Origin of the sequence: Pseudomonas sp. WJP1 (assembly GCF_028471945.1) — a bacterium.
Taxonomy (GTDB): domain Bacteria; phylum Pseudomonadota; class Gammaproteobacteria; order Pseudomonadales; family Pseudomonadaceae; genus Aquipseudomonas.
In genome coordinates this window covers 1,985,211-2,008,905 of the sequence record NZ_CP110128.1, presented here as the reverse complement: position 1 = coordinate 2,008,905, position 23,695 = coordinate 1,985,211, and the positions used below count along the sequence as shown (strand labels likewise).

At 61.8% G+C, this 23,695-nt stretch carries 18 protein-coding genes; 6 read left to right on the top strand and 12 right to left on the bottom strand.

Annotated elements, in window-relative coordinates:
* Positions 1-60: 60 nt before the first annotated feature.
* On the top strand, positions 61-324 hold the full coding sequence (locus OH720_RS09125; RefSeq protein WP_272605313.1) for a DUF4404 family protein: 264 nt from the start codon (positions 61-63) through the stop codon (positions 322-324).
* 89 nt (positions 325-413) lie between these two features.
* On the opposite strand, the gene queF is transcribed toward OH720_RS09125, so the two are convergent.
* Both queF and copI read right to left on the bottom strand, forming a co-directional pair.
* On the bottom strand, positions 414-1,244 hold the full coding sequence (queF, locus tag OH720_RS09120; protein WP_272605312.1) for an NADPH-dependent 7-cyano-7-deazaguanine reductase QueF: 831 nt from the start codon (positions 1,242-1,244) through the stop codon (positions 414-416).
* A 61-nt stretch (positions 1,245-1,305) separates the two neighbouring features.
* A complete protein-coding gene (gene copI, locus OH720_RS09115; protein ID WP_272605311.1) occupies positions 1,306-1,827 on the bottom strand; it encodes a copper-resistant cuproprotein CopI in 522 nt (173 codons plus the stop codon).
* Positions 1,828-1,983: 156 nt separating this feature from the next.
* Between copI and OH720_RS09110 the strand changes: the two genes are divergently transcribed.
* A complete protein-coding gene (locus OH720_RS09110; RefSeq protein ID WP_272605310.1) occupies positions 1,984-2,664 on the top strand; it encodes a heavy metal response regulator transcription factor in 681 nt (226 codons plus the stop codon).
* Positions 2,664-4,013, top strand: coding sequence for a heavy metal sensor histidine kinase (locus OH720_RS09105; protein ID WP_272605309.1), 1,350 nt, complete (start codon positions 2,664-2,666; stop codon positions 4,011-4,013). Before OH720_RS09110 ends, OH720_RS09105 begins: the two co-directional genes overlap by 1 nt.
* Positions 4,014-4,137: 124 nt before the next feature.
* On the opposite strand, the gene OH720_RS09100 is transcribed toward OH720_RS09105, so the two are convergent.
* From OH720_RS09100 to OH720_RS09090, 3 genes are all read right to left on the bottom strand, one after another.
* Positions 4,138-5,382, bottom strand: a complete 1,245-nt coding sequence (locus OH720_RS09100; RefSeq protein WP_272605308.1) for a lipoprotein-releasing ABC transporter permease subunit — start codon at positions 5,380-5,382, stop codon at positions 4,138-4,140.
* Positions 5,383-5,448: 66 nt separating this feature from the next.
* Complete coding sequence (gene lolD, locus OH720_RS09095) at positions 5,449-6,132, bottom strand: lipoprotein-releasing ABC transporter ATP-binding protein LolD (RefSeq protein WP_162831855.1); 684 nt, start codon at positions 6,130-6,132, stop codon at positions 5,449-5,451.
* Between the two features lie 7 nt (positions 6,133-6,139).
* Complete coding sequence (locus tag OH720_RS09090; RefSeq protein ID WP_272605307.1) at positions 6,140-7,390, bottom strand: lipoprotein-releasing ABC transporter permease subunit; 1,251 nt, start codon at positions 7,388-7,390, stop codon at positions 6,140-6,142.
* Positions 7,391-7,484: 94 nt separating this feature from the next.
* Here OH720_RS09090 and OH720_RS09085 point away from each other — a divergent pair, with 94 nt between their 5' ends.
* A complete protein-coding gene (locus OH720_RS09085) occupies positions 7,485-8,066 on the top strand; it encodes a PilZ domain-containing protein (RefSeq protein WP_272605306.1) in 582 nt (193 codons plus the stop codon).
* Between the two features lie 14 nt (positions 8,067-8,080).
* Complete coding sequence (locus OH720_RS09080; protein WP_272605305.1) at positions 8,081-8,803, top strand: glycerophosphodiester phosphodiesterase; 723 nt, start codon at positions 8,081-8,083, stop codon at positions 8,801-8,803.
* Positions 8,804-8,845: 42 nt separating this feature from the next.
* Here the strand turns inward: OH720_RS09080 and sthA are convergent, their stop codons facing one another.
* The 7 genes from sthA to OH720_RS09045 form a co-directional block, all read right to left on the bottom strand.
* A complete protein-coding gene (gene sthA, locus OH720_RS09075) occupies positions 8,846-10,240 on the bottom strand; it encodes a Si-specific NAD(P)(+) transhydrogenase (RefSeq protein ID WP_008064424.1) in 1,395 nt (464 codons plus the stop codon).
* A gap of 207 nt (positions 10,241-10,447) precedes the next feature.
* On the bottom strand, positions 10,448-11,473 hold the full coding sequence (locus tag OH720_RS09070) for an FAD:protein FMN transferase (protein WP_272605304.1): 1,026 nt from the start codon (positions 11,471-11,473) through the stop codon (positions 10,448-10,450).
* 177 nt (positions 11,474-11,650) lie between these two features.
* Positions 11,651-13,090: an efflux transporter outer membrane subunit gene (locus OH720_RS09065; protein WP_180204984.1), complete on the bottom strand. Its 1,440-nt coding sequence runs from the start codon at positions 13,088-13,090 to the stop codon at positions 11,651-11,653.
* Positions 13,091-13,099: 9 nt separating this feature from the next.
* Positions 13,100-15,250 (bottom strand): glycosyltransferase family 2 protein, encoded by a 2,151-nt coding sequence (locus OH720_RS09060; RefSeq protein WP_272605303.1) that lies wholly within the window; start codon positions 15,248-15,250, stop codon positions 13,100-13,102.
* A gap of 1 nt (position 15,251) precedes the next feature.
* Positions 15,252-16,496 (bottom strand): hypothetical protein, encoded by a 1,245-nt coding sequence (locus OH720_RS09055; RefSeq protein WP_272605302.1) that lies wholly within the window; start codon positions 16,494-16,496, stop codon positions 15,252-15,254.
* Positions 16,493-17,698, bottom strand: a complete 1,206-nt coding sequence (locus OH720_RS09050; RefSeq protein ID WP_272605301.1) for an HlyD family efflux transporter periplasmic adaptor subunit — start codon at positions 17,696-17,698, stop codon at positions 16,493-16,495. Before OH720_RS09050 ends, OH720_RS09055 begins: the two co-directional genes overlap by 4 nt.
* A 713-nt stretch (positions 17,699-18,411) precedes the next feature.
* Entirely contained in the window at positions 18,412-19,875 is a 1,464-nt protein-coding gene (locus OH720_RS09045) for a glyceraldehyde-3-phosphate dehydrogenase (protein WP_008064436.1), read from the bottom strand.
* Between the two features lie 361 nt (positions 19,876-20,236).
* Between OH720_RS09045 and mfd the strand changes: the two genes are divergently transcribed.
* A complete protein-coding gene (gene mfd, locus OH720_RS09040) occupies positions 20,237-23,686 on the top strand; it encodes a transcription-repair coupling factor (protein ID WP_272605300.1) in 3,450 nt (1,149 codons plus the stop codon).
* Positions 23,687-23,695 lie beyond the last annotated feature (9 nt).

Below are 23,695 nucleotides of genomic sequence, written 5' to 3'. Positions count from 1 at the left end.
TAGACCTTTGGCGCGCCGTCGCGGTCTATGCCAGTGCCTATCGATAAAAGGAAGAACGCCATGTCTGCCCGCGAACTGCAAGAAAAGCTCACTGCCCTGCGCGAGCAATTGGACCAGAATCCGCCGCTGACCGAAACCGAGCGCGAAGACCTGCACAAGCTGATGCAGCAGATCGAACTTGAGCTTGAGCTCGAAACCAAGACCCAGGACGTCAACCTCGCCGATAACGTCAACCTGGCGGTCGATCGCTTCGAACTCGAACACCCGACCCTCGCCGCCACCCTGCGCCAGATTGGCACAGCCCTGCATAGCATGGGGATCTGAACCCCAAGATCGCAGCCTGCGGCAGCTCCTACATTGGAATGCGTTCCCCTGTAGGAGCTGCCGCAGGCTGCGATCTTTTGATTTTGATCTTACTGACGGACCAGGCGATAGTTCGGCAACTGCAGTTCTTCAGTACTGCGATACGGATTGATATCCAGCCCGCCCCGCCGCACATAACGCGCATACACCGTCAGCTTCTCCGGCTTCAGCAACCGCTGCAGATCAAGGAAAATCCGCTCCACGCACTGCTCATGGAAGTCCGAGTGCTGGCGGAAGCTGACGATGTATTCCAGCAAGCTAGCGTGATCCAACGCCGCGCCGCGGTACTCCACCGCCACGCTGCCCCAGTCCGGCTGGCTGGTCACCGGGCAGTTGGACTTGAGCAAATGGCTGTGCACGCTTTCTTCGACAATACGTGATTCATCGCAACGCAACAGTTCCGGGCGCGGGTGCTCGTAGTTGCTGACGCTGATGTCCAGATCGTCAATGCACACGCCGGGCAATGCCACCACGCCTTCGGCCTCGACCTCTTTCAGGCTGCGGATGCGCACGCCCACGGGCTTGCCGGCCGCGGCCGACAGGTCATTGGCCAGGGTCGCTTCAAGGCTCGCGGTGTCGGCGAACGGCGTCTGGTTCAAGGAATTGAGGTAGAGCTTGAATGACTTGGATTCGATGATGTTCGGCGAATCCGCCGGGATGCTGAATTCGCCGATCGCCACCACCGGTTTGCCCGACGGCAACAACCACGACAGTTCAAAGCAATTCCAGAAGTCCACGCCCTTGTACGGCAGTGTCTGGGCCGTCAGGCCGAGCTCGGCCCACTTGGCGGTACGCGGGATCGGGAACAGCAGGGACGGTGTGTACGTGGCGATGTATTCGCTGGACTTGCCCAGCGGCGAGTGTTCGGCTGCGGGATGCATGGCGGAAACCTGACTGAAGAATCAGCGGATTCTACCAGCCTTTGCCGCAGCCTTTGAGTGCTTACTGACTGACAGTCAACTTGCCTACCATGCCGGCCTGGTAATGACCGGGGATGTTGCAGGCAAATTCGAGACTGGTGGCCTTGTTGAAGGTCCAGGTCAGCTCGGCGGTCTTGCCCGGTTCTATCAGCACACTGTTGGGGTCGTTGTGCTGCATGGCATGCCCCATGCCGGCCATGGCACCGTGGTCCATTGGCTTCATGCCGGTAGGCGTGAGCATGCCGTTTTGCTGCATCTGCAACATTTCCTGCTGGTGCCGGGCATGCATCGCTGCATCGCCGAGGTTGAATTCGTGCAACAGCTGGCCTTTATTCACCAGCACGAAACGTACCGTCTCCCCCGCCTTGATCTCGATAGCCTTGGGGGTGAACGTCATGTCCGCCATGACCACCTCGACGCTACGGGTCGCTTTGGCAGCCGGTGCCGGTTGACCGAAATCATAGGTAGCCTTTGGAGCCGCCCACACCGGCGAACCCAACGCCAACAGACAGCTGGCCAGCAACACGGATTTACGCAAAAACATCGAAGTACTCCAACAAGATTAAGGTTCAGCCTGTGGAAAACTCTAAACTGACACCGCTGCCCGTTACCTGACAGCCAGATTACAACTTTGTCAGCAAGGCCCGCAGCGTCGTCGCCCACGGTATAACGCTGTCGTTCCATTTAGCCCGAGTCGCCCATGAAACTGCTGATCGTCGAAGACCAACCGAAAACCGGCCATTACCTGCGCCAGGGCCTGACCGAGGCCGGGTTCAATACGGAACTGGTGGCCGACGGTAGCACCGGCCAGCAACTGGCATTGAGTGGCGACTATGCCCTGCTGATTCTCGATGTGATGCTGCCCGGGCGCGATGGCTGGCAGATCCTGCAGGCGGTGCGCGGTGCCGGCCTCGACACGCCAGTGCTGTTCCTGACTGCCCGGGACGCTGTCGAGGACCGGGTACATGGCCTGGAACTGGGCGCCGACGATTACCTGGTCAAGCCGTTCGCCTTCTCCGAATTGCTCGCCCGGGTGCGCAGCCTGTTGCGCCGGGGCAGCAGCGCGCCCCAGGAAACCAGCCTGCAACTGGCCGACCTGCGCCTGGACCTGATCCGCCGCCGGGTCGAGCGCGGCGGCCAGCGCATCGACCTGACCGCCAAGGAGTTCGCCCTGCTGGAAATGCTCCTGCGCCGCCAGGGCGAAGTCCTGCCCAAATCGCTGATCGCCTCCCAGGTCTGGGACATGAACTTCGACAGCGACACCAACGTCATCGAAGTCGCGATCCGCCGCTTGCGCCTGAAAATCGACGACGAATTCCCGAACAAGCTGATCCATACCGTGCGCGGCATGGGCTATGTGCTGGAAGAGCGCCAGTGCTGATGCGCCAGCTATCCTTGAGCGCGCGCCTGGCCCTGCTGTTCGCCGCCTGCACCGCCGTGGTCTCGCTGTTCGCCGGCGTGCTGTTCAGCCGCGCCAGCGAGGCGCACTTCATCGAGCTCGACCAGCAATTGCTGGAGGGCAAGCTGACGGGCTTGCGACGGGCGCTGCCGGATATTCAGTCAAGCGAACGCGACGCCCGGCTGGCCGACGAGTTGAGCCGGCAGGCCGATCTGTCGCTGCGCATCAGTGGTAGCGATGGCCGCCGCTGGTATGACAGCTCCCCGCGCCTGCCGCAGACCTTGCCGCGCCAACCCGGTTTGTCCACGGTGAGCCACGACGGCACCGACTACCGCGTGCTGAACGCGCCGCTGTACCCCGACAACCCCGATTCGCCGCAACTGAGCCTGCTGCTGGACATCACCCATCACCAGCATTTCCTGCAGCGCATGCAACACCTGATCTGGCTGACCGTCGGCCTGTCCGCCCTGGCCACCGCCCTGCTCGGCGCCTGGGCCGCACGCAGCGGGCTACGACCGTTACGCCGCATGAGCGCAGTCGCCAGCGGCGTCTCGGCGCAATCGCTCAACGCCCGCCTGCCGGAAGAAGACATGCCGCCGGAACTGGCGGAAATGGCCCACCATTTCAACGCCATGCTCGGGCGCCTCGACGATTCCTTCCAGCGCCTGTCGGCGTTCTCCGCCGACATCGCCCATGAACTGCGCACCCCGCTGTCGAACCTGCTGACCCACACCCAGGTCACCCTCACCCGCGCTCGCCCCCTCGAGGATTACCGCGAAGCGCTGCACAGCAACCTCGAAGAGCTGCAATGGATGGCGCAACTGGTGAACGACATGCTTTACCTGGCCAAGGCCGACCACGGCCTGTTGATGCCCAAGCGCGAACCGCTCGCGCTGGCAGAGGAAGTCGACATGTTGCTGGAGTTTTTTGCGCCCCTGGCCGAAGACGCGCGGGTGACGCTGAGCCGTGCCGGCGATGCCTGCCTGAAAGGCGACCGCAGCATGCTGCGCCGGGCGCTGTCCAACCTGCTGGACAATGCGTTGCGCTTTACTCCGGCCGGGGGTGAGGTTCGGGTGCGGATTGTCGATCAGCCCAAGGGCTTGAAGCTGATGGTCGAAAACAGCGGTGACGGTATTTCAGAAGAGCTGCTGCCGCGTCTGTTCGATCGTTTCTACCGGGCCGATCCGGCGCGCCATGAAGGCAGTAGCGAGCATGCGGGGTTGGGATTGGCGATTACCCAGTCGATTGTCCGCGCCCATGGTGGGCAAATTCGATGTAAATCGGAAAAGGGATGGACCAGATTTTTGATCGAGTTACCAAGGGAAGAATGAGGCCGGCAGGTCCGGCCTCATCGCTGGCAAGCCAGCTCCCACAGTGCTTTGTGGTGTTCACATAGTTTGTGTACGACGCAGAACCCTGTGGGAGCTGGCTTGCCAGCGATAGCGGTATCAGCGCTTACGAATAGCGCAACGCGGTAGCCGGCTCGATCTTCGCCGCCCGCCACGCCGGGTAAACCGTGGCCAGGAAGCTCAAGACAAATGCCGCCGTGCAGATCAGCGCCACATCCCCACCCTGCAACTCCGATGGCAGGTTGCTGACGAAATACACATCGGAACTGAAGATGTGCTGCCCGCTGACCCGCTCTACCCAACCGACCATGGCGCTGACGTTCAACGCCGCGATCACGCCCAGCACACCGCCGATCAAGGTGCCGACGATACCGATCACCGTACCCTGCACGATGAAGATCGCCATGATCTGTCGCGGCGTGGCGCCGATGGTGCGTAGGATCGCGATGTCCGCGCCCTTGTCGTTCACCACCATGATCAGCGTGGCGATGATGTTGAACGCCGCCACCGCGACAATCATCAGCAGCAACAGGCCAATCATGGTTTTTTCCATCTTCATGGCGCTGAACAGGCTGCCCTGGGTGTGGGTCCAGTCGTCAGCCTTGTAGGCTGCGCCCAGGGCGCTTGCGACCTCGCCCGACACTTGCGGCGCGGCGTACAGGTCCTTCACCGCCAGGCGCACGCTTTGCACCTGGTTGGGTTCCCAGTGCTGCATTTGCGCAGCGTCGGCGACGTGGATCAGCGCCATCGAACCGTCCAGTTCGGCACCGACCTTGAACACCCCGACCACGTTCAGCCGTTGCATGCGCGGGGTAATGCCACCCGGCGCATTGCTGACTTCCGGCACGATCAGGGTGATCTTGTCGCCCACGTTCAAACGAAAGCGCCGTGCCGTGATCTCGCCGATCACCACACCGAACTCACCCGGCTTCAGGGCATCCAGCCGCCCCTGAACGATGTGCTTGGCCACGATCGACACCTGGCCTTCCAGCGCCGGGTCGACGCCACTGACCTGGATCGGCTGCATGGTGCCCTTGTAGGACAGCATGCCTTCCATCTCGGTGAACGGCACGGCGGCAGTGACTTCCGGGTTTTTCATCGCGGCCGCCGCAACGGGCTGCCAATCGTCGATCGGATTGACTCCGACGATGGTTGCATGCGGCACCATGCCGAGGATGCGTGAGCTCATTTCGCGCTGGAAGCCGTTCATCACCGACAGCACCACGATCATCGCCAGCACGCCCAGAGCGAGGCCGATCATCGAGGTCATCGAGATGAAGGAAACGAAGCGATTGCGGCGCTTGGCGCGGGTATAGCGCGTGCCGATAAAGATCGATAACGGTCTGAACATTGGCTGGGGCACCGTATAAAAATAAAAGACCCGACGGACTTTTCAGCGCCGTCGGGTTTCAACCCGTCAGATAGGCGTCAGGCAACCTTCCTGCAAGTGCAGGACGCGGTCCATCTGGCGGGCCAGGTTCATGTCGTGGGTCACCACCAGGAACGCCGTGCGCATCGAAGTGCTGAGTTCCAGCATCAAGTCCTGGATACCCTGGGCGGTGTGGGAATCGAGGTTGCCGGTCGGCTCGTCGAGCATCACCAGGCCGGGATTGTTCACCAGGGCGCGGGCAATGGCCACACGCTGGCGTTCGCCACCGGACAGCTCGGCCGGCTTGTGCTCCAGGCGATGGCCCAGCCCGACCCGCTCCAGCAACGCCGTGGCACGCTTGCGCGCCTCGGGGATCGCGGTCTTGCCGATCAGCAGCGGCATGCAGACGTTTTCCAGGGCGGTGAATTCCGGCAGCAGGTGGTGGAACTGGTAGACGAAGCCCAGGGCGCGGTTACGCAGCAGGCCGCGCTTCTTTTCGCTCAGCGCCGACAGTTCTTCGCCGTCGAGCCAGACGCTGCCCTTGGTCGGCGTATCGAGGCCGCCCAGCAGGTTGAGCAAGGTACTCTTGCCCGAGCCCGACTTGCCGACGATCGCCACACGCTCGCCCGGGTGCAACTCCAGTTGCAGGCCCGCCAACACTTCCACCGACTCCGGGCCTTCCTCGTAGGATTTGCCCAGGCTGCGGCAGCTCAAGATTGCTTTATCACTCATGCCCGACTCACTCATAACGTAACGCCTCCGCCGGCTGGGTGCGCGCGGCACGCCAGGCGGGATACAGGGTGGCGAGGAAACTCAGGACCAACGCCGCACAGCAGACCATGACCACGTCCTGGCTCTGCACCTGCGACGGCAGGTAATCGATGAAATACACGTCGGCGTTGAGGAACTTGTGGCCGATCAGGCCTTCAAGCGCCGAGATCGCGGCGCTGACGTTGAGCGCGGCGAAAATCCCGACCACCGCGCCGATGGCCGTGCCGACCACGCCGATGACCGTGCCCTGGACCATGAAGGTGCGCATGATCGTGCCTGGCGTGGCGCCGAGGGTGCGCAAGATCGCGATGTCGCCCTTCTTGTCGTTGACCACCATCACCAGAGTGGAAATGATGTTGAACGCGGCGACCGCGACGATCAGCAGCAACAACAGGCCGATCATGGCTTTCTCCATGCGGATCGCCTGGTACAGGTTGCCGTGGGTGCGGGTCCAGTCGCGGGCGTAGTAACGGTCTTCGCCCAGCTCGCGGGCGATGCTCCACGCCGTGCGCGGCGCCTGGAACAGGTCGTCGAACTTCAGCCGCAGGCCCTGGACCTGATCCGGTTTCCAGCGATGCAGGCGCGCCAGGTCCTGCAGGTTGGTGATGCCCAGGTAACCATCGAGCTCACCGGCGCCGACATGGAAGATGCCGACCACGGTGAAGCGCTTCATGCGCGGGAACATCCCGGCGGGGGTCACGGTGACCTCCGGCGCCACGAACGTCAGCTTGTCGCCAATGGCCGCACCGAGCTTGGCCGCCGCCTTGTCGCCGATGACGATGCCGAACTCGCCGGGTGCCAGGTCGTCGAGTTTGCCCTGCTGCATGAAGTTGTCGATGATCGACACCTGGCGTTCCTGTGCCGGGTCGATGGCGTTGAGCAGGATCTTGTTGACCTTGCCGTTGTTGGTCAGCAACCCCTGCATTTGCGTGAACGGCGCTACGGCCGACACCTGCGGGTTCTGCTTGACCTTGGCGGCCAGGCCCTGCCAATCGCTGATCGGCTCGCCGGATTCGATGGTCGCGTGGGGCACCATGCCCAGCACGCGGGTGCGCATCTCATGATCGAAGCCGTTCATGACCGACAGCACCACGATCATCACGACCACGCCAAGGGCGAGTCCGATCATCGAGGTCAGGGAAATGAATGACACAAAATGATTGCGACGCTTTGCACGGGTATAACGCGTGCCGATAAATACGAAGAGAGGTCTGAACATGTCGGGGCTTGTTCGGAGGGAAAAGGAACGTCCTTGTGGCGGGGGTCGATAACCAGCTTTACACTCAGACCACCGCCGCTACCATGGGTTCGCCATGTCGACATTAGATGAAGAAGATCGCCGCGAATACTACCGTATCGAGGACATGATCGCACTGGAAATTCGGCCCCTGTCAGCCCTCGAAGCCGCCGGGCAGGAAGTGTTGCAGGATGCTTCCCCGCTGTTCAACCTGCTCAGCGAACTGCACCTGAGCGAATTCGAGTCCCAGCACCTGCTGCGCCAGATCAGCGAGCGCGACCGCACCCTCGCGGCGTTCCTCAAATCCCAGAACAAGCGCATCGACCTGCTGAGCCAGGTGGTTGCCATCACCGTGCTCGGGCAGATCGGCGAACCACAGCCGGTGATCATTTCCGAAGGCGGCATCGACTTCCAGCACCCCTCACCCATCGCCACCAACGCGCGCCTATCGATCAAGCTGGTGCTGATGCCCCAGGCCCTGGGCCTGTTGCTGCGCGCACGCGTCACCCATTGCGACCGCAAGGGCCAGGGCTATGACGTCGGCACCGAGTTCGAACACCTGACCGATGCCCAGCGGCAACTGTTGGCACGCTACATTTTGCAAAGGCAGGCCCAGGAACGACGCCTGGCCCGCGAACTGAACGAATCAGGCATTTAAATTAAGGAACGATCGTGACCCTCATCTACGGCCACCGCGGCGCCAAGGGCGAAGCACCGGAAAACACCCTGACCAGCTTCCAGCAATGTCTCAAGCACGGCGTGCGCCGTTGTGAACTGGACCTGCACCTGTCCATGGACGGCGAGCTGATGGTCATCCACGATCCGACGCTCAAGCGCACCACCGACCGGCGCGGCAAGGTCGCCGAGCACACCGCGGCGGACCTGGTGACCTACGATGCGCGCAAGGGCGGGCCGGGCTGGATCAAGCCGTGCCCGATTCCAACCCTGGAAGAATTGTTCGAGCAATGCGATTTCGAGCACTGGCAGCTGGAGGTCAAGAGCGCTTCACGCACCCGCGCCGCCACGACGGTGCTGGCGATTCGCGAAATGGCCCAACGTCATGGCCTGCTGGACAGGATCACCATCACCTCAAGTTCGCGGGAAGTCTTGAGGGCGGCGCTGGACCTGGTGCCAGACGTGTCCCGCGGCCTGGTGGCCGAATATGCCTGGCTCGACCCGTTGAAGGTCGCGCAAGGTTACGGCTGCGAGATCCTGGCGCTGAACTGGACCCTGTGCACGCCGGAACGCCTGCAGAAGGCGCAGCGCCAGGGGCTGCATGTGTCGGTGTGGACAGTCAACGAACCCGCGCTGATGCGCAGGCTCGCTGATTTCGGCGTTGACAGCCTGATTACAGACTTTCCCGGTTTGGCCACTGCCACGCTCGAGAATTGCTGAAATCGGTCTCCCCGGCCGGCTCAGGCCACCGGCCGGAGCCGCTCAAAAAAGCCGGTTGAGGCCGTCGTACGCGGCGACCCGATAGGCTTCGGCCATGGTCGGGTAGTTGAACGTGGTGTTGACGAAGTACTTCAACGTGTTCAATTCGCCCGGCTGGTTCATGATCGCCTGGCCGATGTGCACGATCTCCGAGGCCTGGTAGCCGAAGCAGTGTACGCCCAGCACTTCCAGGGTTTCACGGTGGAACAGGATCTTGAGCATGCCTTGCGGCTCGCCGGCGATCTGCGCACGGGCCATGCTCTTGAAGAACGCCTTGCCCACTTCGTACGGCACCTTGGCCTGGGTCAGCTCCTGCTCGTTCTTGCCGATCGAGCTGATCTCGGGAATGGTGTAGATCCCGGTCGGCACGTCATTGACGAAGCGCCAGCTGCCGTTGTCGACAATGCTGCCAGCGGCCGAACGGCCCTGGTCGTGGGCGGCACTGGCCAGGCTCGGCCAGCCGATAACGTCGCCCGCGCCGTAGATGTTCTGGATGGCGGTGCGGTACGCCTCGTCGACTTCGATCTGGCCACGGCTGTTGACCTTCACGCCGATGTTTTCCAGGCCCAGCTGATCGGTGTTGCCCGTGCGGCCGTTGCACCAGAGCAAGGCGTCGGCCTTGATCTTCTTGCCGGACTTGAGGTGCAGGATCACGCCGTTGTCCACGCCTTCGACGCGGTCGTACTCTTCGTTGTGGCGAACGGTGATGTTGTTGTTGCTGAAGTGGTAGCTCAGGGCCTGGGAAATTTCCGAGTCGAGGAAGCTCAGCAACTGACCGCGGTTGTCCACCAGCTCAACCAGTACCCCCAGGCCACTGAAGATCGAGGCATATTCGCAACCGATCACGCCGGCGCCGTAAACGATGAGTTTGCGCGGGGTGTGGCCGAGGCTGAGGATGGTGTCGCTATCGTAGATACGCGGGTGATGGAAATCGATGTCCGCCGGGCGATAAGGGCGCGAACCGGTGGCGATGATGATGTGCTTGGCCACCAGTTTTTCCACCACGCCGTTGGCGCAGACCACTTCGATGGTTTGCTCGTCGGCGAAACTGCCGGTGCCGAAGAACACATCGACGCGGTTACGGGCGTAGTAGCCGGTGCGCGAGGCGACTTGCTTGGAGATCACTTTTTCAGCGCTTTTCAACACGTCCGGGAACGAGAACCAACGCGGTTCACCAATGGCCCGGAACATCGGGTTGGTGTTGAACTGCATGATCTGCCGGACCGAGTGACGCAGTGCCTTGGACGGGATGGTGCCCAAGTGAGTGCAGTTGCCGCCGACCTGGCGACGGCTATCGACCATCGCCACCTTGCGCCCTGCCTTGGCGGCATTCATTGCCGCGCCTTCCCCTGCCGGGCCGGAACCCAACACCACCACGTCGTAGTTGTAGACAGCCATGCGTACTCCTCAGAACAGGCCGTGGCGCCAGCGGCACCTGCGGCTAAATCACGCCAATCTGTGGCATGAAGGAACAATTTGGGGCCCATGCAGAACCCGGACACAGTCTATAGAAGCGTCAACGCCGCGCACATTAACCCTTGGTCGCGTCGTAGGCTAGTTTTGCCTGCACTACAACGCCAGGTTTCAATGCCCGGATCGCCGCATTCACTCGGTTTTATTGCCACTCAGACGCTCAAAAGCGTGACTGCTGCGTGTGACGAAACCTGTATCGGCACGCATCACAAAAAATGCGCCGATGTCGTGTTTTTCGGCGTAGTCCCACCCCTGCTCCGGGCCGAGAATCAGCAACAGCGTCGATAAGCCATCGGCCATCAACGCTGAAGGATGAATCACCGTGACGGACGCCAGGTTGTGTGAGACCGGTGCACCGGTGCGGGCATCTAGAGTGTGGGAAAAACGCTGGCCACCCTGCACGAAATAATTACGGTAGTCGCCCGACGTCGACACGCCATAACCGTCGACCGCAATGATGCGCTCGGCCACCTGTTGATCGTCGCGGGGCTCTTCCAGGGCGATGTGCCACGCCGTTCCGTCGGATTTCCTGCCGGCGGCCTTGAGTTCGCCGGTAGCTTCGGCGAGGTAGTCGTGGATGCCCATGGCCTCGAGCCTGGCAGCAATGGTGTCCACCGCATAACCGGCGGCGATGCTGTTGAAGTCGACTTCGACGGCGGCGTCCTTGCACAACCGATCGCCGTCGATGCGCAGATGGTCGTGACCGACACGCTGGCGCACCTCGGCCAGCGCTGGGGCCGTGGGGATTTTTTCTTCACGGGCCTGAGGGCCGAAACCCCAGAGATTGAGCAGCGGTTCGACGGTCAAGTCGAAGGCGCCTGCGCTTTGCACTGACAGCTGCTCACCCACGCGGACCAACTCCAGGACCGACGCGGGCATTGCCTGACAGTGATTGGCGGGCAAAGCGTTGAATCGCTCGATGTCCGAATCACTGCGATAGGTCGACAGTTGCCGGTCGATATCCGACAGGATCTTCTCGACCTCGACCTGCACGTCTGCCGGGGCGGGAAGACCGGCGTGACGTACGTACTTGATCGAATACGTGCTGCCCATGGTGGGGCCGCCGAAGCTTTCCATGGAGTCGCCATTGCCGCAGGCGGACAAGGTGCCGATCAGCACCAAAAGACCATACCGTCGCCAGGTCAACAAATCCCGCATCCTTCTGAATGACCCCTGACACAACGCCAGGGCCAATCATTATGCGATAGAACTGTAGGAGTGAGCCTGCTCGCGATAGCGGTGTGTCAGCCATATCCGCTTCGACTGACACACCGCTATCGCGAGCAGGCTCACTCCTACACTGGATGTGTGATGGCCTGACCAGACACCGCAGACTCAACGATCCGCCATCTTCAACGACTGGCTCCACCCTCCCCCCAGCGCCTTGTACAACGTCACCTGGTTGATCTCCCGCGCCAACTCCAGCTGCGCCCATTTCTGCTGCGCATCAAACAAGGAACGCTGCGCATCCATGGTGGAAAAATAGCTGTCCAGCCCCGACTCGAAACGCAGGCGTGACTGCCGGTAGGCTTCCTGATAATCCCCTACCAGCTTTTTCTGGTACTCGACCTGGGTGAGCATTTCCTGCCGGGCATTCAGGGCATCGGCCGCTTCGCGAAAAGCATTCTGCACCGTGGCTTCATAGGCCGCTGCCTGGCCGGCGAAGCGGGCGTGACTGGCATCCACTTGCGCGCGCCGCGCGCCACCGTCGATCAAGGGCAACGAACCGGCCAGCGCCACCGCCCAGAACTCCGCCGGGCCGGAAAGCAACTGGGAAAATTCCCCGGTCAGGCTGCCCAGTGCCGACGTCAGGGAAAAGGTCGGGAAGTACGCCGTGCGGGCCGCGCCGATATCCGCGTTGGCTGCACGCAGCTGCGCCTCGGCCGACATGATGTCGGGCCGTCGCTCAACCAGCGCCGACGGCAAACCCGCCGGCACGTCCAGCGTCGCCAGCTGCTCACCCAGCGGGCCGGTCGGCAGCAACCCCACCGGCACCGGTTGCCCCACCAGCACCCGCAACGCGTTCATGTCCTGCGCCACTTGCATGCGATAGGTATTGACCTGCACCGCCGCCGTGTTGGTTTGTGCATCCGCCTGGTGGACGTCGATCCGCGCACTGGAACCGAGGTTATAACTCTTGCGCAACAGCTGCCCGTACCGGTCCTGGGATTGCCAGGTGGTCTGCGCCAGGTCGAGCAAATGCTGGTTGGCCTTGAGGCTCAACCAGGTGCTGGCGACTTCGCCGATCAGCGCCAGCCGCGCCGTTTGGTAATCGGCCTCGGACGCTTCGAATCGCGCCCCGGCGGCATTGCGCTGACTGCGGATGCGACCGAACAGGTCCAGCTCATAGGAGGTAAAACCAGCCGTTGCCTGATAGGTGTTGGCGATGCTGCCAGCCGTATCGCCGCCTCCCGGCGTGCGCACCAACGGCGGCAACTTGCTGCGACCGGCGTAAGTGTCGATGCCGATCGTAGGAAACAGCCCTGAACGCGCACTGTCATACCCCGCCCGCGCCTCCTCGACGCTGGCCGCGAACTGTCGCAGGCTGCGATTGTTGGCCAGGGCCATGTCGATCAACTGGCGCAGGCGCTCGTCGACCACAAAACCGCGCCAATCCTTATCGAAGGCCTGTTTGCCGTTGCAACATTCACCGGCGGTGTTCGCCGGCCATTGCTGGTCGATCGGTGCCTCGGGTTTCTCGTAGGTCGGCTCCAGCGAACAACCGCCGAGCAAAAACAAGGTCATGAAACATGAAGTGGGCAAGCAACGGTTCATGGCGCGCACCTAAAGACGTTGGCCGAGCAAAGCTCGCAAGGGGGAAAGAAGCAACGACCACAGGCCCGACCGCTCGGCACTGATGTACGGCACAGCCTGTTTACGCGAACGAACACTGATCGGCCGCCACCGCGGTGGCGAAACGTAGGCCGGCGTCTTGACCGGCTTGGGGGCACGCGGCGCCAGACGTTTTTCACCGAGTAACGAGCGCTGCAGCAAGGTGCCGAAGGCCTGTGCCGGCTCGGCCTTGCTGACGACGTTGATGGTCGCGTCGCTGAACAACCGCGCGATCAGGCGCCGGCGCAGCTCTTCATCAAGGTCGGCGAAGCGCAGGCCCAACTGGTCCTCACCGTGATTGCGCATAACCTCGATATCGAGCCAACCGAGCTTGTCGATCCAGATCTGGCCGCACAGGCCCGGCTTGATCGAGGAGGCGAAGGCGCAATTGAGCGAGGCGCCGCTGAGGGAAATATCCACCAGGCGTCCCGCCAGGACCTTGCCGCCAAAACGAAACCCCGTGGGTTTGTCGAATGGAAAGCGCTCTTCGCCGTGCAAGCGTGGGCGGTCGACACAGGCCACCAGGGTCGCCAGGTTGTAGATCAGCGCCACCACCGTCCAGCAGAGATTGAACAGCATGTTGCCGTCGAACGAGGCCGCGGTGCTGATGGCGATGTAGGCGCCAAACTGTGAAAGCAGGGTCAGGGCCAGAAAGAACCCGAACAGCTTCCAGTGCACCATGGTTTTCGTACGGTCGAGGCCCTTGGCGGTGACTTTGAACGGTCTTCCGAACGGGCGGATCATGGCGCTGGCAATGGTGGCCGTGACCGCCAGCGAAGCAACGATCTGCGTGACCTCGGTAAAGATCGGCAAGGTTCGCCGGTCCGTCACCCACGTCCCGTAGCCCCAGAACGCAATCAGGGCCGGCATGCCGAACGCCAGGAAATCCACCGGATTGGCGTAGAACCCGGCGATGCCGAAGTACCAGTACAGCACCGGCGACACCAGCATCATCAAAATGAAGGGCTTGGAGAACCAGTGCATCAGCCCGTGGATGTAGTGCAACCGGTCATTAAGCGTGTAGCCGCTGCCGCGCAACGGACCCTCCTTGAGCAACGCCACCTGGATCGTGCCCAGGCACCAGCGCCCCCGCTGGTTGATGTACTCGGTCAACCCTTCGGCAGACAATCCAATGGACAGACGCTCATTCAGCCAGCGGGTGACATAGCCTTTTTGCAACAAGCGGTAGGTGGTGTAGATGTCTTCGCACACCGAGCCCGTAGGAAAACCGCCGACTTCGGTAATCAGATCGCGCCGCACCACGAAGGAAGTGCCGACACAAAACGCCGCATCCCAGCCATCCTTCGCCGGCTGGAACACATCGAAGAACACCCGCTGCTCATCCACCCAGCAGGCCGACGTGCCGAGATTGTGCTGGATCGGATCGGGGTTGTAGTAGAACTGCGGCGTCTGCACCAGGCCGACCCTGGGGTCGTCGAACAGCCCCAGGGTGCGCAGGAGGATCGGCTGCTGCGGCGCGAAGTCGGCATCGAGCACTAGAATGTACGGTGCGTTGCTCAGGGCCGCCGATTGGCGCAAACCGTTGTTGAGATTGCCGGCCTTGGCGTGGGAATTATCGGGGCGCCGCGCATATTGCACGCCCATTTCGGCGCAGTAGTCGCGCAACCAGTCGCGGCGGGTGTCGTCGAGCACCCAGATGGTGAAGTTCGGATAGTCGATCGCCTGGGCGGCAATAATGGTTTTTTCGAGGATTTCCAGGCCCTCGTTGTAGGTGGCGATGAAGATGTCCACCGCCGGCACCGCGCTGCCTTGCGCTCGCAAGCGTCGTTCTCCAGCATCGGCCTCCTTGCGGTGATCCGTGCGGCAGAGCATCACCACGATGGAAAACAGCGTGTAACCAATCGCCAGCATCTCGAAAAACAGGAAGGTGTAGGCCCAGACCGTGGCAAATCCGGAATGGCCGTCGGGCAAGGTGTCGCGAATCCGCCAGGCCGCATAGTTGACCAGCAGCAACGCGGTGACCGCGCCGAAACCGACCCGCGCAGCCCACTGATCGCGGTGGGTCAGGCAGGTGAACAGAATCACCGCTGCCAGCGTCCAGAAATTGATTTGCAGCAGTTGCAGCGAGTCCAGTGCCTGCATGTCAGTCAGCCTCTTGCGAACCGGTAAAGGGATTGACGCCGGTGGCGGCAATCGCCGCCCATGCCGTGGCGCCCAGGTGAGGCAGGTGGTAGTAGAAAAAATCGTTGGTGACCGAGTCCGGGCCTATGGCCAGCCCGGTACTGATGCGCGCGGCCGGGGTTGCGAACAGCCAGCCGTTACCGGCCTGCTGGGCCAACAGCACGCTCCACAGCGGTTGCGCCTTGTCACTCAGGCCACTCAAGCGCGCCACGGCGGCAGCCTGGGCGGTGCCCTCGGTCCACAGGCCATCGGGGTCGCGGTTGAAACCGTAACCTTCGCCGGCACGGTGAGCGCGGTCGATGAACGCGAAGACTCGCCGCCAGTCCTTGGGAGGCTCATGCAGGGCGATCAAGGGCCAGATCTGCGCATCCAGCCCCGAGCGCACGCGGTCCGAAGTCTGGCCATCCACGCCAGTGCCGATCAGGAAGCGCCCTTCCCCGGCGTCCCATTGGCTTGCGACAAACTGCCGGGCAATGTGCGCCTGTTTCGCCGAATCCTGATTCGGCGCCACCGCGTCGAGGGCCGACCACGCCGCGGCGAGGTCGACGTTATGCTCGGTGGATTTCCAGTTCTGCTGGACCTGTTGGGCAAAGTACCCGTAGTAGCCACCACTGAAACCGGCGGGCGCTTGCGCGTCGTAGGTGTTGTGCTGCGACCAGTGCAGGACCTTTCGCGCAGCCTCCAGGTACGATGCCTCGCCGCTCTGGCGAAACGCTTCGAGCAGCGCCAATGCCGCCCAGGCCTGATTGCCGGTGGCGCTGCTGACTTGATAGGCGTCCTGGTTCCAGGCATTGCGCTCGACACTCCAATAGCCCGGCAACTTCATCGACGGCGCTGCCACCGGGCCTGCGGCGTAGGCGTTGCGCAGGCGCCCATCCTGATACTCCGGATCATGGCCGGTGGCGAACGCCAACGCATCGGCAATCCGCCGTGCCGACCCGGCCTTGCCGCAGGCAAACAAGGCAATGCTCGCCAGCGCGTTGTCGTAGGTGAACGCCACGCCGCGCAACGCCAGGATCGGCGCAGGCTGGCCAGCGAGCGGCGGATAACTGGCCACCAGCACCGGCCCCACCGGCTGCGACGTCACGGCCTGATCCAGCGCCGCACAGGTCATTGCCGCCAGTTGCGGCCGGGCTTGCTCTGCCATGGCAGGCACTCCACTGGCGATCAGCATCACGCCCGATACTGCGCGAAAAATCCTGTTCATGGCCGTGACACCTCGGCGCTGGCCCACAAGCCCGGGTTGCAGGTCATGGCGCGCTGGCTGTCTGTCAGGTCCGCGGCAAAGGTGCCGACCACGTACACCGAATTTTGCTCGGCATAGGGAAACGGCACGCTGTAGGTATTGGCGCGCATGTCCGAAGCGCTGGACAACAACTGCACCACACTGGCCTTGAGGGGCTGGTCGAGGCCACGGATTTTCACAGTCAGCACGCTGTCGCGGTCGATCTTGCTGGCCATGCGCTCGGGGAACACCGCGATCACATAGCTCTGCGCGCAATCGGTGGCCCGCAGCAATGTCGAACCGGCCTGCACCAGCGTGCCCTGGGGCGCCAGCAGTTCCTGGACGGTACCGGGCGAATACGCCACGACGTCGTAGCCGGCCATCAACTTGATCCGGTTCTGCTCGGTCGCGATCAGTTGGTCGAGGTTGTCGAGCTCCTGTTGATAGGTCGCGCGGTTGCGCGCCTGATTCTCCAGGCTGAGCTTGAGCGTGGTCATTTGCGCGCTGAGATCGAACATGCGCAACTGATCGGGGTCGAGGTAGACCTGTTTGTTGGCGGCACTGACGTCACCATCGGTGATCCGCAATTGCGAACGCACAGACTCGGCCGCGCCTTGCAACGAAGCCAGCTGCGCTTTCGACGAAGCCACCACCGCCCCACTGACCGCCCCCTGGACGAACAACTCGAGATTGCGCTCGACCGTTTCCTGGGCATCGATCAAGCGCGCACTGGCGGCACTGTTCTCGGCTTTCAGGGCTCTTTGCGTGTACAACTGGCGGGTATGAAACGCGGCCTGGTAGCGCTGGCTGGTTTTCTCCAGCTCCTCGTAGTAACGCTGATCGTGCTCGGCCTGGCTGGCAGAAGACGACAGCTGTTGCTCCAGGGTCAAGCGCCGGGTTTGCAGGGTCAGCAAGGTTTCCTGGTTCGCCCGCGGGTTCTCCACCACGGCAATTTTCTGGCCCTGGGCAAACGTCACTCCGGGCTTGACCTCCAGGGAACTCACCACGCCATCGATCGGTGTGGTCAACAGAATCACCGGCGCATTCAGAATCGCCCGGGTAGCCGAGGCCGACACCAGCGGCATGAGCAAGGTCGAGAGCAACAGCCAGACGATAAACCCCAGCACCCCCAATCCCACCAGGCGCGGTAACAGCGATAACAACTTCGAGCGTTCTTGCGCCATGTTCGACTCTCCCGATAGACCAACCGCATATCAGCCAGGCAATAACAGGCCATGACCGCGAATTACTTTTGGCAGGGTGAGCAAACGCAATTGATCGCTGGACGGCAATTAAGCCGACGCTGATTCATATGATTTTTATTGTGATGTGAGCGGGAATGGGATTCCCGTCTTTTTGGAGAGTTGCTGTACAACGCATTAGCAGGACTTACCAAGCCCGTGGCAGAGCGGGCCTGTTAATGGCGACACTAGATTCAGAGAAATGGAGTGTCAAGCATCCGCTTCGAACAATTAAATGACGTCAAATATGTAACAGCTCTATAATTGGATCCATCAAAACCACCCAGACGCAACCGCTCGCCAACTACCTATTTTTATTGGGAGTTTTTATTTTTAATAATTAAATGAACTTTGTATCGAAATCTAAATAACGCTTAGCTGCTTACCAGAAAGATTAAATCGATATAAGTAATAGAAGTTTTGCGACGGGCTCAAGGGCCTCTTCGCGGGCAAGTCGGAACGCCGCCCGCTCGCTCCTACAGGGCTTTGTGTTTCCGCAATATTTGGGCAGGACACAATCTTGTAGGAGCAAGCGGGCGGCGTTCCGACTTGCCCGCTAAGAGGCCGGTTCAGACAACACATTTCACTCCGGCAAATCGCACAAACAAAAACGCCCCGACCTAAGTCGGGGCGTTTTCAAATGCAGCTAAATAAGCTTAGCGCGGGAATGCTGGCGGGTTTACACCGGCCATGTCTTCCATCACGCGAACCACCTGGCAGCTGTAACCGAATTCGTTGTCGTACCAGACGTACAGTACAACGCGGTTATCCTGGGTGATGGTCGCTTCAGCGTCCACGACGCCTGCGTGGCGCGAGCCAACGAAGTCGGTGGAAACCACTTCCTGCGAATTGACGTAGTCGATCTGCTTGTGCAGGTCCGAGTGCATGGCCATCTGGCGCAGGTACTCGTTGATCTCTTCGCGGGTGGTGGCCTTTTCCAGGTTCAGGTTCAGGATGGCCATCGACACGTTCGGCGTAGGTACGCGAATCGCGTTGCCGGTCAGCTTGCCCTTGAGCACTGGCAGTGCCTTGGCGGCTGCAGTGGCGGCACCGGTCTCGGTGATAACCATGTTCAGCGGCGCGGCGCGGCCACGACGGCTGCCCTTGTGGAAGTTGTCAATCAGGTTCTGGTCGTTGGTGAACGAGTGAACGGTTTCGACGTGGCCGTTGACGATGCCGAACTTGTCATTCACAGCTTTCAGCACCGGCACGATGGCGTTGGTGGTGCAGGAAGCCGCGGAGATGATCTTGTCGTCAGGGCTGATGTCGCCGTGGTTGATGCCGTGCACGATGTTCTTCAGCGCGCCCTTGCCAGGTGCGGTGAGGATCACGCGGGCAGCGCCCGGGCAGGCCAGGTGCTGGCCCAGGCCATCAGCGTCACGCCATACACCGGTGTTGTCGACGATCAGCGCGTTCTCGATGCCGTACTGGGTGTAGTCGACTTCGGTCGGGCTCTTGGCGTAGATAACCTGGATCAGGTTGCCGTTGGCGGTGATGGTGTTGTTGGCTTCATCAATGGTGATGGTGCCATCGAACGGGCCATGAACCGAGTCGCGACGCAGCAGGCTGGCACGCTTGACCAGGTCGTTCTCGGCGCCCTTGCGAACCACGATGGCACGCAGGCGCAGGCCGTCGCCGCCACCGGTTTTCTCGATCAGGATGCGCGCCAGCAGACGGCCGATACGACCGAAGCCATACAGGACAACGTCGGTGCCTTTGCGGGCGGAAGCGTTTTGCTGGCCAACCACGTCGGCCATTTCTTCACGGACGAACTGCTCGGCAGTACGGCCATTGCCTTCGGCCTTGAATTTGGCCGCCAGCTTGCCCAGGTCTACCGAAGCGGCGCCGAGCTTGAGCTCGCTCATCGCCTTGAGCAGCGGGAATGTTTCGTGGACGGACAGCTCGCTTTCGTCGGACTGACGGTGACGAGCAAAGCGGTGAGCTTTGAGAATCGCAATGACTGAACGATTGATCAGGCTGCGGCCATAGATCGAGCTCACCACGTTGTTATTGCGGTAGAGCTGACCGATAAGCGGAATCATCGCTTCTGCGAGTGCTTCACGGTCGATCCATTCACCAAGACACTGGTCGGGCTTCTGAGTCACGGGAACCTTCCACATGTAGGGGCAGAAAAAAGGGGCTACATTATGCCGCCGCACGCCTCGTGTAGCAATGCGCGCTTGTCGCACTGTTCGTAACAAATTCTCCTTCAAAAAAATCACGCCCCGCTGAAGCCCAATGAAACCGGGGCCTCCAGCATCGTCAATTTTTTGGGGACAGCGCAACCTTGTCCGTAACCATCCGTAACACTGGTTGGTTTTGCCACTACATAATTGCTAATTTCCAGTAAAAAACACCGCAATTTTGTCTTTACCACTACATTTCTCCTTACCCGCGTAATAGACACATCTGCGACTGACAGCCGGCACCCGAGGCCGCTACAATTACCGACTTTGTCGCAACGCTGGAGCTCAACCTTCCGTGCCCGTTCTGCGTCTACCGCTTCTCCCTGCCGCGGCAGGTAAACAGCACTGGGGCAACCTGCCCGGTGCCGCCCTGAGCCTGGCCATCGCCGAGGCCGCCAGCGCTGCCAAGCGCTTTACCCTGCTGCTCACAGCCGACAGCCAAAGTGCCGAACGACTGGAACAGGAGCTGGGTTTCTTCGCCCCGGATTTGCCCGTGCTGCATTTCCCCGACTGGGAAACCCTGCCCTACGACCTGTTCTCGCCGCACCAGGACATCATTTCCCAGCGCATCTCGGCTCTCTATAGATTGCCGGAGCTGAGTCATGGCGTGCTGGTGGTGCCGATCACCACCGCGTTGCACCGCCTGGCGCCGACCAAATTCCTGCTCGGCAGCAGCCTGGTACTGGATGTCGGCCAGAAGCTCGACGTCGAGCAAATGCGCACCCGCCTGGAAGCCACCGGCTATCGGTACGTCGATACCGTGTACGAGCACGGCGAATTCACCGTGCGCGGCTCCCTGATCGACCTGTTCCCGATGGGCAGCAAGCTGCCTTACCGGATCGACCTGTTCGACGACGAAATCGAAACCCTGCGCACCTTCGACCCGGAAAACCAGCGTTCCATCGACAAGGTCGATTCGGTCAAGCTGCTGCCGGCCAAGGAATTCCCGCTGGAGAAAGAAGCCGTCACTCGCTTCAAGGCACGCTTTCGCGAACGCTTCGATGTCGACTTCCGTCGCTGCCCGATCTTCCAGGACTTGAACAGCGGGATTACCCCCGCCGGCATCGAGTACTACCTGCCGCTGTTCTTCGAAGAAACCTCGACACTGTTCGATTACCTGCCCCAGGACACTCAAGTGTTTTCCCTGCCAGGCATCGAACAGGCCGCGGAAAACTTCTGGAACGACGTGCGCAACCGCTATGAAGAGCGGCGTGTCGATCCATCCCGTCCTTTATTGCCGCCGGCCGAGTTGTTCCTGCCGGTGGAAGACTGCTTCGCGCGCCTGAAAAACTGGCCGCGGGTGGTGGCGAGCCAGCAGGACGTGGAAACCGGTGCCGGCCGCGAACGCTTCCCCGCGCGGGAACTGCCGAACCTGGCCATCGAAGCCAAGGCCAACCAGCCGCTGGCGGCGCTCTCCAGTTTCCTCGACGAATTCCCCGGGCGCGTGCTGTTCACCGCCGAATCCGCGGGCCGTCGGGAAGTACTGCTGGAACTGCTGGAACGCTTGAAGCTGCGACCGAAGACCGTCGACAGCTGGCCTGACTTTGTCGCCGGCAAGGAGCGCCTGGCGATCACCATCGCGCCGCTGGACGAAGGCCTGGTGCTCGACGATCCGGCCCTGGCGCTGGTCGCCGAAAGCCCGCTGTTCGGCCAGCGCGTGATGCAGCGCCGGCGCCGCGAGAAACGCGCCGACGCCAACAACGACGCCGTCATCAAGAACCTCACCGAGCTGCGCGAAGGCGCGCCGGTGGTGCACATCGACCACGGTGTCGGTCGCTACCTCGGCCTCGCGACGCTGGAAATCGACAGCCAGACCGCCGAGTTCCTCGCCCTGGAATACGCCGAGGGCGCCAAGCTGTACGTGCCGGTGGCCAACCTGCACCTGATCGCCCGCTACACCGGCAGCGACGACGCCCTCGCCCCGCTGCATCGCCTGGGCTCCGAGACCTGGCAAAAAGCCAAGCGCAAGGCCGCCGAACAGGTGCGCGATGTCGCCGCTGAATTGCTCGACATCTATGCGCGCCGCGCCGCTCGTGAAGGTTATGCCTTCGCCGACCCGAAAGCCGATTACGCCACCTTCAGCGCCGGTTTCCCGTTCGAAGAAACGCCAGACCAGCAAACCACCATCGAAGCGGTACGCGAAGACATGCTCGCGCCCAAACCGATGGATCGCCTGGTGTGCGGCGACGTCGGCTTCGGCAAGACCGAAGTGGCCATGCGCGCGGCGTTCATTGCGGTGCACGGCGGTCGCCAGGTGGCGATCCTGGTACCGACCACCCTGCTCGCCCAGCAGCACTACAACAGCTTCCGCGACCGCTTCGCCGACTGGCCGGTGAGCGTGGAGGTGATGAGCCGCTTCAAGTCGGCCAAGGAAGTGAATGCCGCGGTCGCGGACCTGGCCGAAGGCAAGATCGACATCGTCATCGGCACGCACAAGTTGCTGTCCGACGACGTCAAAATCAAGAACCTGGGCCTGGTGATCATCGACGAAGAACACCGCTTCGGTGTCCGTCAGAAAGAACAGCTCAAGGCCCTGCGCAGTGAAGTCGACATCCTCACCCTGACCGCCACGCCGATTCCGCGCACGCTGAACATGGCGGTGTCGGGCATGCGCGACCTGTCGATCATCGCCACGCCGCCGGCCCGTCGCCTGTCGGTGCGCACCTTCGTCATGGAGCAGAACAAGAGCACGGTCAAAGAGGCCCTGCTGCGTGAGCTGCTGCGCGGCGGCCAGGTCTATTACCTGCACAACGACGTCAAGACCATCGAGAAATGCGCCGCCGACCTCGCCGAGCTGGTGCCGGAAGCGCGGATCGGCATCGGCCACGGGCAGATGCGCGAGCGCGAGCTCGAACAGGTGATGAGCGACTTCTACCACAAGCGCTTCAACGTGCTGATCGCCTCGACCATCATCGAGACCGGCATCGACGTGCCGAGCGCCAACACCATCATCATCGAACGCGCCGACAAGTTCGGCCTGGCACAATTGCATCAGCTGCGTGGTCGCGTCGGTCGCAGCCACCACCAGGCCTACGCATACCTGCTGACGCCGCCGCGCCAGCAAATTACCGCGGACGCGGAAAAGCGCCTGGAAGCGATCGCCAATACCCAGGACCTCGGCGCGGGCTTCGTGCTCGCCACCAACGACCTGGAAATCCGTGGCGCCGGCGAATTGCTTGGCGACGGCCAGAGCGGGCAGATCCAGGCAGTCGGCTTCACGCTGTACATGGAAATGCTCGAGCGCGCGGTGAAGTCGATCCGCAAGGGTGAACAACCCAACCTCGATCAACCGCTGGGTGGTGGCCCGGAAGTCAACTTGCGCGTACCGGCGCTGATTCCCGAAGACTACCTGCCGGACGTCCATGCCCGCCTGATTCTCTACAAGCGCATCGCCTCGGCCACAGACGAGGAAGGCCTCAAGGATCTGCAGGTAGAGATGATCGACCGTTTCGGCCTGTTGCCCGAGCCGACCAAGAACCTGATGCGCATCACCTCGCTGAAACTGCAGGCCGAGTTGCTGGGCATCAAGAAAGTCGACGGCGGCCCACAGGGTGGCCGAATCGAGTTTGCGACACAGACCCCGGTCGACCCGCTGACCCTGATCAAGCTGATTCAGAGCCAGCCCAAACGCTACAAATTCGAAGGGGCCACGATGTTTAAATTCCAGGTCCCGATGGAGCGCTCGGAAGAACGCTTTAATACTGTAGAGGCGCTGTTTGAGCGTCTCATCCCGAAAACTGCTTGAAGGACGCCG